The organism is Janibacter alkaliphilus, from assembly GCF_013408565.1.
Lineage (GTDB): Bacteria > Actinomycetota > Actinomycetes > Actinomycetales > Dermatophilaceae > Janibacter > Janibacter alkaliphilus.
On record NZ_JACBZX010000001.1, the window covers coordinates 2,719,616 to 2,731,027 of the forward strand.

11 protein-coding genes are annotated in these 11,412 nt (G+C 73.6%); 4 read left to right on the forward strand and 7 right to left on the reverse strand.

Annotated elements, in window-relative coordinates:
- Positions 1-2 precede the first annotated feature (2 nt).
- The 4 genes from prcA to dop are packed head-to-tail and all read right to left on the reverse strand — an operon-like array spanning position 3 to position 3,391.
- Positions 3-758 (reverse strand): proteasome subunit alpha, encoded by a 756-nt coding sequence (prcA, locus tag BJY28_RS12975; RefSeq protein WP_218913243.1) that lies wholly within the window; start codon positions 756-758, stop codon positions 3-5.
- A 35-nt stretch (positions 759-793) separates the two neighbouring features.
- Positions 794-1,621 carry a proteasome subunit beta gene (gene prcB, locus BJY28_RS12980; protein ID WP_179463373.1) on the reverse strand — a complete coding sequence of 276 codons (828 nt, stop codon included), beginning with the start codon at positions 1,619-1,621 and terminating at the stop codon, positions 794-796.
- Complete coding sequence (locus BJY28_RS12985; protein WP_179463374.1) at positions 1,618-1,815, reverse strand: ubiquitin-like protein Pup; 198 nt, start codon at positions 1,813-1,815, stop codon at positions 1,618-1,620. Before BJY28_RS12985 ends, prcB begins: the two co-directional genes overlap by 4 nt.
- A 31-nt stretch (positions 1,816-1,846) precedes the next feature.
- Positions 1,847-3,391: a depupylase/deamidase Dop gene (gene dop / locus BJY28_RS12990; RefSeq protein ID WP_218875354.1), complete on the reverse strand. Its 1,545-nt coding sequence runs from the start codon at positions 3,389-3,391 to the stop codon at positions 1,847-1,849.
- 34 nt (positions 3,392-3,425) lie between these two features.
- On the opposite strand from dop, the gene BJY28_RS12995 reads away from it, so the two are divergent.
- The 4 genes from BJY28_RS12995 (at position 3,426) to BJY28_RS13010 (ending at position 7,236) form a co-directional block, all read left to right on the forward strand.
- Complete coding sequence (locus BJY28_RS12995; protein WP_179463375.1) at positions 3,426-4,388, forward strand: alpha/beta hydrolase; 963 nt, start codon at positions 3,426-3,428, stop codon at positions 4,386-4,388.
- Positions 4,385-5,395 (forward strand): alpha/beta hydrolase, encoded by a 1,011-nt coding sequence (locus BJY28_RS13000; RefSeq protein WP_179463376.1) that lies wholly within the window; start codon positions 4,385-4,387, stop codon positions 5,393-5,395. The genes BJY28_RS12995 and BJY28_RS13000 overlap by 4 nt, the downstream gene beginning before the upstream one ends.
- Positions 5,396-5,632: 237 nt before the next feature.
- Positions 5,633-6,613 (forward strand): ribose-phosphate diphosphokinase, encoded by a 981-nt coding sequence (locus BJY28_RS13005; protein WP_179463377.1) that lies wholly within the window; start codon positions 5,633-5,635, stop codon positions 6,611-6,613.
- Positions 6,610-7,236, forward strand: a complete 627-nt coding sequence (locus BJY28_RS13010) for a DUF3054 domain-containing protein (RefSeq protein WP_179463378.1) — start codon at positions 6,610-6,612, stop codon at positions 7,234-7,236. The genes BJY28_RS13005 and BJY28_RS13010 overlap by 4 nt, the downstream gene beginning before the upstream one ends.
- 261 nt (positions 7,237-7,497) lie before the next feature.
- Here BJY28_RS13010 and arc read toward each other — a convergent pair whose 3' ends face one another.
- From arc to BJY28_RS13025, 3 genes are all read right to left on the reverse strand, one after another.
- Complete coding sequence (arc, locus tag BJY28_RS13015) at positions 7,498-9,153, reverse strand: proteasome ATPase (protein ID WP_179463379.1); 1,656 nt, start codon at positions 9,151-9,153, stop codon at positions 7,498-7,500.
- A gap of 75 nt (positions 9,154-9,228) precedes the next feature.
- Positions 9,229-10,287 carry a tRNA (adenine-N1)-methyltransferase gene (locus tag BJY28_RS13020; protein ID WP_179463380.1) on the reverse strand — a complete coding sequence of 353 codons (1,059 nt, stop codon included), beginning with the start codon at positions 10,285-10,287 and terminating at the stop codon, positions 9,229-9,231.
- Positions 10,288-10,308: 21 nt separating this feature from the next.
- Positions 10,309-11,409 carry a site-2 protease family protein gene (locus BJY28_RS13025; RefSeq protein ID WP_179463381.1) on the reverse strand — a complete coding sequence of 367 codons (1,101 nt, stop codon included), beginning with the start codon at positions 11,407-11,409 and terminating at the stop codon, positions 10,309-10,311.
- Positions 11,410-11,412 lie beyond the last annotated feature (3 nt).

Genomic DNA, 11,412 nt, shown 5'->3' on the forward strand with positions numbered 1-11,412 from the left:
CCCTACCCCTCCTCGTCGTGGTCCGGACCCGTTGGCGCCTGCTCCTCGCCCGGCGCCTGCTCCTCGCCCGGTGCCTGCGGCCCACCCGATGCCGACTGCTCGCCCAGCTCCCCGGCCAGCCGCTCCGGCGGCAGCCGACGGAAGACCCGACGCGGCCGGCTGCGGTCCAGCACGGCCACCTCGAGCTCGCTCAGCGGCAGCTCGCGGGCCGGCTGGTCCTCGGTGGGTGCGGCCAGCACGTCGATCGCCAGCCGCAGCGCCTCGGCCAGGCTCAGCCCCTCGCGCCAGCGGCCCTGCAGGGCCTCGTTGAGCTGCTCGTAGGGGCCGCCGATGGCGATCGCACCGTGCTCGTCGGCGACCGAGCCGTCGTAGCCGATCCGGTAGATCTGGTCGGCGTCGGCGTCGCTGCCGACCTCGGCGACGACGATCTCGACCTCGTAGGGCTTCTGGTCCTCGGTGAAGACCGTGCCCAGGGTCTGGGCGTAGGCGTTGGCCAGGCCCCGGGCGGTGACGTCGCTGCGGTCGTAGGAGTAGCCGCGCAGGTCGGCGTAGCGGATGCCGGCGACCCGCAGGTTCTCGAACTCGTTGTACTTGCCGACGGCGGCGAAGCCGATCCGGTCGTAGATCTCGCTGATCTTGTGCAGCGCCCGGCTGCTGGGGTTGTCGGCGACGAAGAGGATGCCGCCGTCGTAGCCGAGGACGAGGACCGAGCGGCCGCGACCGATGCCCTTGCGGGCGAAGTCGGCCCGGTCCTGCATGACCTGCTCGGGCGAGACGTAGAAGGGGGTGGCGGTCACCGGGCACCTCCCGGGTTGCCGGCGCGGGCGGCGACGACGTCGGTGACCACCTGCTCCACCTCGGCCTCCGGCACGAACCGGGCGCCCTCGGCGTCCACCCGGGCGACGGTGGGCCACAGCCGCCGCTGCACGTCCGGCCCGCCGGTGGCGGAGTCGTCGTCGGCGGCGTCGTAGAGGGCCTCGACGGCCACCCGCAGGCTCTCCTGCGGGTCCAGACCGGGCCGCCACAGCTTCTTGACGGCGCCGCGGGCGAAGTGCGACCCGGAGCCGATGCTGTGGTGCTCGCGCTCCTCGTACATGCCGCCGGTGAGGTCGTAGGAGAAGATCCGGCCGGTCCCGCGGGCCAGGTCGTAGCCGGCGAAGAGCGGGACCACGGTCAGGCCCTGCATGGCCAGCCCGAGGTTGCCGCGGATCATCGCCGAGAGCCGGTTGGCCTTGCCCTCGAGGGACATCAGCACGCCCTCGATCTTCTCGTAGTGCTCCAGCTCGACCTGGAAGAGCTTGACCATCTCGATGGCCACGCCGGCGGTGCCGGCGATCCCGACGAGCGAGAACTCGTCGGTGGCGAAGACCTTCTCCATGTCCCGGTTGGCGATGACGTGGCCCATGGTGGCGCGCCGGTCACCGGCGACGAGCACCCCGGTCCCGTCCCGCAGCGCGACGATCGTCGTGCCGTGCGGGGCCTCGACCATCGGGGTGCTGGGCAGGGCCCGGCGTCCGGGCAGCAGCTCGGGCGCCTGGGCACCGACGAACTCGGTGAAGGAGGAGGACCCCGCGGTGAGGTACGCGGCCGGCAGCCGCCCCTGCCCGGGGCTCGCGGTCACTGGCCGCCCTTCTGGACGAACCCCTTGACGAACTCCTCGGCGTTGGACTCCAGGACGCCGTCGATCTCGTCGAGGACCGAGTCGACGTCGGCGTCGCGAGCCTGGTTGCTCGCGCCGACCTGGCCGAAGCTCTCGTCGCCGCTGCCCTCGTCGCCGCCGTCGCGCCGCTCCGGGCGGACCTGTTCCTGGGGCATCTCGCCCTCCCTTCCTCGCTCTCCCCCGAGCCTATGCGCTGTGCGGGTCGGCGGGGCCGGTGCCCGGGCCGCGCGTCGCCGGCAGCCGGGCCAGGCCGGCGACGAGGCTCTCGACGTCCCCGCCGATGAGCGCCTCGGTGTCGGCCCGGCCGTGCCGCAGCGGGTCGAGCATGCCGATCCGGGCCACCCCGCCGGCCCCGGGCCGGCGCAGCACGAGGCTGTCCCAGGAGGCGGAGATCACCTGCTCCGGGTGCGTCGTCACGGTGCGCCCGCGCAGCCAGGCCCGGGTGTCCTCCGGCGGCGTGGTCACCGCCGCGGCGACCTCGGCGTCGTCGGTGAGCCGGGTGATCCGCCCCGCCGCCTCGAGCCGGTGGAAGAGCCCCTTGTCGGCGCGCACGTCGCTCCACTGGATGTCGATGGCACGCAGCCGAGGGTCGCCCCAGCCGAGCCCGTCCCGGTCCCGGTAGCGCTGCAGCAGAGCCAGCTTGGCGACCCAGTCGACGTCGGCGGCCGCGTCCATCGGGTCGCTGGCCAGCAGCCCGAGCACCCGCTCCCAGTGACCGAGCACCTCCTCGGTCGCGGCGTCGCTGCCCTCCCGGTCGACGAACCGGCGGGCCATCTCGAGGTACTCCGTGAGGATCTGCACCGCGGTGAGCTCGCGGCCGTCGCGCAGCCGCACCGCGACCTGGCAGGTCGGGTCGTGCGAGATCTGCTTCAGGGCCGTGACCGGGTGCAGCACCTCCAGGTCACGGTCGATCGCGCCGGCCTCGATGAGGCCGAGGACGAGCGAGGTGGTGCCGACCTTGAGCAGCCCGGCCACGTCGGCCTGGGTGGCGTCGCCGAGGATGACGTGCAGCCGCCGGTGCCGCTCGGGGTCGGCGTGCGGCTCGTCACGGGTGTTGATGATCGGCCGCTTGAAGGTCGTCTCCAGACCCACCTCGGCCTCGAAGAAGTCGCTGCGGGAGGCGATCTGGTACCCGTCGTGCTCGCTGTCCGGCCCGATCCCGACCCGCCCGGCGCCGCAGAGCACCTGGCGGGCGACGAAGAACGGGGTGAGCTGGCGGACGATCCGGGCGAAGGGGGTCTCCCGGTCCATGAGGTAGTTCTCGTGGCTGCCGTAGGAGGCGCCCTTGCCGTCGGTGTTGTTCTTGTAGAGGTTGATGCCCGGCGGCCGCTCGGCCAGCCGGGCGACCACCTCGCGCATCACGAGCACCCCGGCCCGGTCGTGGACGACGGCGTTCCGCGGGCTGGTCACCTCCGGGGTCGAGTACTCCGGGTGGGCGTGGTCGACGTAGAGGCGGGCGCCGTTGCCGAGGACGACGTTGGCCAGCGTCGGGTCCTCCTCGTCGGTCAGCTGGGAGATGTCGGCGCGGCTGCGCGGCAGCTCGAAGCCGCGGGCGTCCAGCAGCGGGTGCTCGTCGCTGTAGTCCCACGCGCCGTGCGTGGCCCGGTGCCCGTGCGCCAGGGCGTAGGTGGTGACCACCCGGCCGGAGGCCTCCATCGGGTTCGCCGACGGCTCGTCGGGCACCGCGATGCCGTACTCGGTCTCCGTGCCCATGACACGCCGCACACCCATGGGGCCACGATAGGGCGATGGTTGGATGGCACCCATGAGCGCCCCGTGGATGCCGATGCGCACCCGTGCCCTGGACCGGCTGCTGCGCAGCTCGCGCGACCCGGCCGGGGTTCTCGAGCCGCGCGCGCTGGCCCAGGCCCGGCGGGCGGTGCGCACCGGGCCGCCGGCCTCCTGGGTCACCGGGCCGATGGCGCCAGGGGTCACCCTGGAGACCATCGCCGTGCCGGTGCGCGGCTGCGAGCAGGTCCGGGTCGTGCTGCACCGCCCGGCGACGCCGGGGCCGCACCCGCTGCTGGTGCACCTACACGGCGGCGGCTTCGCCATCGGCAGCGTGGAGGTCTTCACCCCCTTCTGCACGCAGGTCGCGGCCCGCGCCGACGTGCTCGTCGCCAGCGTCGACTACCGGATGGCGCCGGAGCACGTGGCCCCGACCGCCGCCCACGACGCCATCGACGTCACCGGCTGGCTCGTCGAGCACGCCGGCGAGCTCGGGGCGCGGGCCGACCGGCTCGGGGTGACCGGGGACTCGGCCGGCGGCAACCTGGCCACCGTCGTCGCCCAGCACCTGCGCGACGAAGGCTGCGCCGGGCTGCGGCACCAGGCGCTGGTCTACCCCTCCCCCGACCTCACCGACCGGGAGGTGGAGGAGCTCGACCGGCACTTCCCGGTGCTCACCCCGGCCCTGATGAGGGTCTTCCGCGGCGCCTACCTCGGCGACGGCCAGGACGAGCGCGACCCGCTGGTCTCCCCGGCGCACGGCCGGCTCGACGGGCTGCCGCCGACGCTGGTCCAGACCGCGGAGAACGACCCGCTGCGCCCGGACGGCGAGGCCTACGCCCAGGCTCTGCGCGCGGCCGGGGTGGAGGTGCGGCTGACCTGCTACCGTGGGGCGCCGCACGGCTTCGTCAACCTTCCCGGGCTGACCTCCGCCGGATACCCTGCGCTGGAGGAGCTGGCCGCCGAGGTGGCCCACCACCTGCACGGGGAGGACCGATGAGCCGCCGCAGCTACCAGGGACTGCCGGTGCGCACCGGGTTGCTCACCCGCTACCTGGACGCGATGGGCCGCACCCCGATCGAGGAGGCCAGCCTCGAGGACATCCGCGCGAGCCGGGAGCAGGTCTATCCGGCCTGGCCGCCCTTCAGCTGGATCACCGGACCGACCGGCCGCGGGGTGCGGATCAGCGACGCGCACGTCCGTGCCCGTGACGGGCACCGGGTTCCGGTGCGCTGCTACGCCCCCGCCTCGGACCGGCCGCTGCCGCTGCTGGTCTACCTGCACGGCGGCGGCTGGGTGTGGGGATCGACCTTCATGTACGACCCGCTGTGCTCCCGGCTGGCCGCCGCGGTGCCCGCCGTGGTGGTCAGCGTCGACTACCGGCTGGCGCCGGAGCACCGCTCGCCGCAGGCGGTGCTCGACTGCCTCGACGTGGTCACCGCGCTCGTGCAGGACCGCGCCACGGTCGTCGCTGACGGCGTCCCCGCCTACGACCCGGACCAGGTCGGCCTCGCCGGGGACAGCGCCGGCGGGAACCTCAGCGCGGTGCTCGCCCAGCAGCTGCGCGACCTGCGCGGGCCGGGCGGGGAGCCGGCGGTGCGCCACCAGGCGCTGATCTACCCGGCGACCGACATGACCCTGGCCTCGCCCTCGATCCGGGAGAACGCGCACGCCCCGATCCTCACCGAGGCAGCGGTGCACGCCTTCCGGGCCCACTACCTCGGGGACGCGCCCACCGAGGACCAGCTGCGTGACCCGCTGAGCTCCCCGCTCTTCGGCGACCTCGAGGGGGTGGCTCCGGCGCTGGTGCAGGTCGCCGAGAAGGACCCGATCCGGGACGACGGCACCCGGTACGCCGCGGCGCTGCAGGCCGCCGGAGTGCCCGTCCGGGCCACCGAGTACGTCGGGCTGCCGCACGGCTTCGCCTCCTTCCCCGGCGCCTGCCCGGCCGGCAAGCAGGCCGAGTCCGAGCTCGCCGGGGAGATCCGCCGCCACCTGGCCCCCTGACCTGCCCTCCTGCGCAACTGCCCGGGCAAATTCGCCCCCTCGTCCGCAACTGCCCGGGCAAATTGCAACCTCCCGCGCAACTGCCCGGGCAATTCGCAACCTCCTGCGCAACTGCCCGGGCAGATGCGCAACCTCTTGGCAACTGCCCGGGCAAATGCGCAGGGTGGGTAGGGTCGGGACAGGTTCGCCGGGCACCGATGTCCTGGTGAGCGACCGATGCCGAAGGGTGGACCAGGCGTGCGCGAGATCGTCGTCTTCTCGGGGGCCGCGCACCCCGCGCTGGCCGAGCGGATCTGCGCCGCGCTGGGCGTGCCGCTCTCCCCCTCGCGGACCACCCGCTTCAGCAACGACTGCCTGCAGGCGCAGCTGCTGGACAACTGCCGTCAGCGCGACGTCTACATCGTCCAGCCCCTGGTGCCGCCGACCCAGGAGTCGCTCATGGAGCTGCTGCTGATGATCGACGCCGCCCGCGGGGCCTCGGCCGCCCAGATCACCGCGGTCATCCCGCACTTCGCCTACGCCCGATCGGACAAGAAGGACGCCTCCCGGATCTCCCTCGGCGGCCGGCTGGTCGCCGACATGCTCGCCTCCGCCGGGGCTCACCGAGTGCTGACGATGACCCTGCACGCCCCGCAGGTGCACGGCTTCTTCTCGGTCCCGGTCGACCACCTCACCGCGCTCGGGGTGCTGGCCGACCACTTCCGCGGGCAGGACCTCAGCGACGCCATCGTCGTCTCCCCCGACCTCGGCAACGCCAAGGACGCCACCCAGTTCTCCCGGCTGCTCGGGCTGCCGGTCGCCGCCGGGAGCAAGCAGCGCAAGGCCGACGACAAGGTGGTCGTCGACTCGATCGTCGGCGACGTCTCCGGCCGCCGGGCGATCATCCTCGACGACGAGATCGCCACCGGCGGCTCGATCGTCGAGCTGCTCACCAAGCTCGGCGAGCTCGGCGTCAGCGAGGCCGCGGTCGCCTGCACCCACGGCCTCTTCACCGGCCCGGCCGTCGAACGGCTGCGCGAGCACCCGATGATCACCGAGGTCGTCACCACCGACACGGTGCCGCCGCCGCAGGACTGGCCCGAGCTGACCGTGGGATCGGTCGCCGGGCTCTTCGCCGAGGCGATCGCCCGGATCCACGCCGGCGAGTCGGTCTCCTCCCTCTTCGACGGGGTGGACCCGACCCACGGCCCGCCGCAGCCGTCGCTCTTCTCCCGATGACCCGTCGCCCCACCCCGGCGCGTGGCGACGAGCGCCTCGCCTCCCCCGGTCCGAGGACCGCGCTGGCCGCAGTGCTCGACGCCGGCGTGGTCTCCGCCTTCGCCCTCGCCGGACGCCGCTCGCACGACGAGGCGCTGACCCTCGACGGGTGGTGGCAGACCGCCTGGCCCTTCCTCGCCGGGCTGGTGATCGGCTGGGTGCTCGTCGCGAGCACCAGCGGCACCTACCCCACCCGGCTGTGGCACGGGCTCAGCGTGTGGCCCTCCACGGTGCTCGCCGGGATGGCGCTGCGCGACTGGACCGGGCAGGGCACGGCCTGGCCGTTCGTCGTCGTGGCCACCCTCGTGCTGGCCGCCGGGCTGATCGGCTGGCGGGTGGTCACCGAGATCCTCGACCGACGCGCGGCGGGGCGGGAGCGGGCGGCCCGGCCGCCGCGGGAGCGGCCCGAGGTGCAGCACACCCCCGTCGGCGACCCGCTCGGGCTGGACGAGCTCGGCTCCCCCGCCAGCACGACGAAGGGGCGGGGCGTGGTCCCCCCGGAGCACCGGGAGCGGTTCGTCGCCGAGCAGCTGGACGACCCGCGACGGACGAGCGAGGCGCCCGCCGACGAGAGCGACACCTGAAAAACCCCTTGGCGGCCGTGCCCTGACCGTCGTAGCGTGGCGGCACACGGGAAAGGAGGTGGTCCGAGGAATGAATGGCTTTCGGACGCGTGAGGTGACTGCCCGCTAGTCGCCCGTAGCAGACGGACGTGCTGCCGTCGCCGGGCCACCGGCGAATCCTCGGCAGTCACCGGAGCCCGTGGGGGCCGCACCCTCGTCCCGTGCGGCACCCGGCCACCAGGCCGGAGCCCACGGGCTCTTCCCTGCCCGCCCGGAGCCTGCTCAGAGGTACTGGCCGGTCCGGGACCCGGTGTCGATGCTGCGGCCCGGCTCGGCGCCGCCCTGCTTGCCGCCGACGAGGGTGCGCACGTAGACGATCCGCTCGCCCTTCTTGCCGGAGATCTTCGCCCAGTCGTCGGGGTTGGTCGTGTTCGGCAGGTCCTCGTTCTCCTTGAACTCGGCCACGCAGCTGGACATGAGGTGCTCCACCCGCAGCCCCTCCTGCCCGGTGGTCAGCAGGTCCTTGATCGCCGCCTTCTTGGCGCGGTCGACGATGTTCTGGATCATCGCGCCGGAGTTGAAGTCCTTGAAGTAGAGGATCTCCTTGTCGCCGCCGGCGTAGGTGACCTCGAGGAACTGGTTCTCGTCGGACTCGGCGTACATCCGGGCCACGGTGGCCTCGATCATCCCCTGCACGGTGGCCTCGCGGTCGTCGCCGTGCTCGCCGAGATCGTCGGCGTGCAGCGGCAGCCCGGGGGTGAGGTACTTGCCGAAGATGTCCTTGGCGCCTTCGGCGTCCGGGCGCTCGATCTTGATCTTCACGTCGAGCCGGCCCGGGCGCAGGATCGCCGGGTCGATCATGTCCTCGCGGTTGGTGGCCCCGATGACGATGACGTTGTCCAGACCCTCGACGCCGTCGATCTCGGCGAGCAGCTGCGGCACGATCGTCGTCTCGACGTCCGAGGACACCCCCGACCCGCGGGTGCGGAAGAGGCTGTCCATCTCGTCGAAGAAGACGACCACCGGGGTGCCGTCGCTGCTCTTCTCCCGGGCCCGGTGGAAGATCAGCCGGATGTGCCGCTCGGTCTCGCCGACGTACTTGTTGAGCAGCTCCGGGCCCTTGATGTTGAGGAAGTAGGCGGTGGAGCTGTCCTTGGCCTCGCGCTCGGCCACCTTCCGGGCCAGCGAGGCGGCGACCGCCTTGGCGATCATCGTCTTGCCGCAGCCGGGCGGACCGTAGAGCAGGACCCCCTTCGGTGCCTTGAGCTGGTGACGCTCGTAGAGGTCGGCGTGCAGGTAGGGCAGCTCGACCGAGTCGCGGATGGCTTCGATCTGACCGCTCAGCCCGCCGATGTCGTCGTAGGCGAGGTCGGGCACCTCCTCGAGGACGAGGTCGGCGACCTCGGCCCGCGGGATGTGCTCGACGGCGATGTTGCTGCGCGACTCCAGCAGCACGGCGTCGCCGACCCGGACCCCCTCCTCGGCGAGCCGGGCCGCCATCCGACAGACCCGCTCCTCGTCCTGGCGCATGAGCACCAGCAGCCGGCCGTCGTCGAGCAGCTCCTTGACGAGGACGACCTCGCCGCCGACCTCGTGACCGTGCACCGAGACGACGTTCATCGCCTCGTTGAGCAGCACCTCGCGGCCGGTGACCAGGTCCGCGTCCTCGACCGCCGGGCTGACCGCGACCCGCATCTTGCGGCCGTTGGTGAGGATGTCGACGGTGCGGTCCTCGTGCGGCTCGACGAGGATCGCGTAGGCCGACGGCGGCTCGGCGATCCGGTCGATCTCGGCGCGCAGCGTGACGATCTGCTCGCGGGCCTCCTTGAGGGTGCGCACCAGCCGCTCGTTCTGCGAGCTGACCGTGGCCGTCTTCGAGCGCTCCGCGGCCAGCTGCTGCTCGAGCGCGCGCTGGTCGGGCGTGGTCTCGTCGGTCATCTCACGTCCTCCTCCACGAGCGGTGCCGGCGGCGGCTGGGCGCCGGGCCGACGGCCTCCATCATCCCAGGTGGGTTCAGCGCTCGGTCGGCGGGACCACACCGCGGACGAGCTTGCGCATCTTCTTCGGCGAGGCGACCCGCTCGCCGAGCGCCTCCGGGGTCCACTCCTGCTCGGCCGTCCCGCCGTCGTCGGACCCGTTCGATCCGGCGTCGTCCCCGCTGCTGCCGGCGTGCTCCCCGGTACCGCTGCCGCTCTCGTCCTCCTGGGGCGCGTAGCCGCGCCCGGGCCGCCGCTTGCGCAGCGGCGGGGTCACCCCGGGGGCGAGCCGGCGGGTGCTGATGAGGAAGCCGGTGTGCCCGTGCATCCGGTGCTGCGGGCGCACCGCCAGCCCCTCGAGGTGCCAGCCGCGGACCATCGACTCCCAGGCCTCGGGCTCGGTGAAGGTGCCGTGGTCGCGCATCGCCTCGGCCACCTTGCTCAGCTGGGTCGCGGTGGCGACGTAGCAGATGAGCACCCCGCCGGGGGCCAGCGCCTGCGACACCACGTCGAGGCAGTCCCAGGGGGCGAGCATGTCCAGCACCACCCGGTCGACGCTGCCGGGCTCCGCCTCGTGCGGCAGCGCCTCGACGAGGTCGCCGACCTGCACGGTCCAGGCCGGGTGGTCCTCGCCGAAGAAGGCGCGGGCGTTGGCCACCGCGATCTCGGCGAAGTCGGCCCGGCGCTCGAAGGAGTGCACCCGCCCGGTCTCCCCCACGGCGCGCAGCAGCGACATCGACAGCGCCCCGGAGCCCACCCCGGCCTCGACGACGACGGCGCCGGGGAAGACGTCGGCCATGGTGATGATCTGGCCGGCGTCCTTGGGGTAGATCACCGCGGCCCCGCGCGGCATGGACATGACGTAGTCCGAGAGCAGCGGCCGCAGCGCGAGGTACTGCACGCCGGCGGTGTTGGTCACCGTCGAGCCGTCCGGAGCGCCGATGAGCTCGTCGTGGCGCACGTGCCCCTTGTGCGTGTGGAACTGCTTGCCCGGGGCGAGGGTGATGGTGTGCATCCGGCCCTTGGGGTCGGTCAGCTGCACCCGGTCCCCCTCACGGAAGGGGCCGCGGCGGTAGCGGGATCCGGTGGCGGTCATGGTGGCGGAGTCTAGGGGTGCTCAGCGGCCGCGCAGCGCCGCATTCAGCCGCTCAGCGCGGACCACGCCGCGCAGCCGGCCAGCGTCGGTCACCGCGACGACGCCGCTGCCGGAGGTCTGGAAGGCGCGGACCAGGTCCAGCGTCGGCGTCGGCCCGCCCACCTCGGTCGACCAGCCGGACGGGAGCTGGCTGGTCACGGCGGCCACCGCCGTCGTCTCCACCCGGTCCGCCGGCACCGCCCGGACGGCGTCGTGGTCGATGAGCCCGACCGGGAGCCCCGCGGCGTCGACGACGACCGGCAGCGCCCGGGCCTGCAGCAGCCGCGCGACGGGCTCGTCCGCGCCGATCGCCACGGCCGGCTCGAGCAGCGCGCCCACGTCCACCGTCGCCAGCGCCCGCATCGCCTGCCCGGCGGCGATCGCGCCGGAGGCCCCGGACCACAGGAACGCCCCGATCATGGCCGTCCAGATGAGGGTGACGGCGCTGGCACCGCCGACGTAGGTGACGACCAGGGCCACGACGACCACGAGCCCGACGAGCACCCGACCCGACCAGCCGGCGACGATCCGGCCGAGCCCCTGGTCGCCGGTGACCCCCCACACGAGGGACTCGACGAGCTGGCCGCCGTCCAGGGGCAGCCCGGGCAGCAGGTTGAAGACCCCGAGCAGCAGGTTGACCAGGGTGAAGGCGCCGATCATCGCCCCCGGGATGCCCACCGGGCCCACCACCTGCCCGACCAGCCCGCCGAGGGCGGCCAGCAGCAGGTTGGCCCCTGGACCGGCGAGCGCGATGATCGCCCCGGAGCGCGGGGTGCCGCGGGTGGCGTCGAAGGCGGTGTGCCCGCCCCACAGGTCGGCCACCACCCTCAGCACCCGGTGCCCGTGCGCCCGGGCGGCGACGGCGTGGGCCCCCTCGTGGGCGAGCACGCAGACCAGCAGGCCCACCGCGTAGGCGCCCCCGAGCAGGTAGCCGGCGGCGCCGAGGTCCTCGGCGAGGGTCTGCCCGACGAGCAGCACGACGAGGCCGGCGAGCAGCAGCCAGGACCAGCCGAGATAGACCGGGACCGAGGCGATCGTGGCCAGCCGGATGCCCGAGCGGGGCGTCTGCGGGGGCTCGGCCATGCG

What these genes read in the sequence shown, in the direction of transcription:
- BJY28_RS12985 (WP_179463374.1), bottom strand. Translation starts at nt 1,815, where the DNA reads ATGCCCCAGGAACAGGTCCGCCCGGAGCGGCGCGACGGCGGCGACGAG.
- BJY28_RS12995 (WP_179463375.1), top strand. Translation starts at nt 3,426, where the DNA reads ATGAGCGCCCCGTGGATGCCGATGCGCACCCGTGCCCTGGACCGGCTG.
- prcA (WP_218913243.1), bottom strand. Translation starts at nt 758, where the DNA reads ATGCAGGACCGGGCCGACTTCGCCCGCAAGGGCATCGGTCGCGGCCGC.
- BJY28_RS13000 (WP_179463376.1), top strand. Translation starts at nt 4,385, where the DNA reads ATGAGCCGCCGCAGCTACCAGGGACTGCCGGTGCGCACCGGGTTGCTC.
- BJY28_RS13010 (WP_179463378.1), top strand. Translation starts at nt 6,610, where the DNA reads ATGACCCGTCGCCCCACCCCGGCGCGTGGCGACGAGCGCCTCGCCTCC.
- dop (WP_218875354.1), bottom strand. Translation starts at nt 3,391, where the DNA reads ATGGGTGTGCGGCGTGTCATGGGCACGGAGACCGAGTACGGCATCGCG.
- BJY28_RS13025 (WP_179463381.1), bottom strand. Translation starts at nt 11,409, where the DNA reads ATGGCCGAGCCCCCGCAGACGCCCCGCTCGGGCATCCGGCTGGCCACG.
- arc (WP_179463379.1), bottom strand. Translation starts at nt 9,153, where the DNA reads ATGACCGACGAGACCACGCCCGACCAGCGCGCGCTCGAGCAGCAGCTG.
- BJY28_RS13020 (WP_179463380.1), bottom strand. Translation starts at nt 10,287, where the DNA reads ATGACCGCCACCGGATCCCGCTACCGCCGCGGCCCCTTCCGTGAGGGG.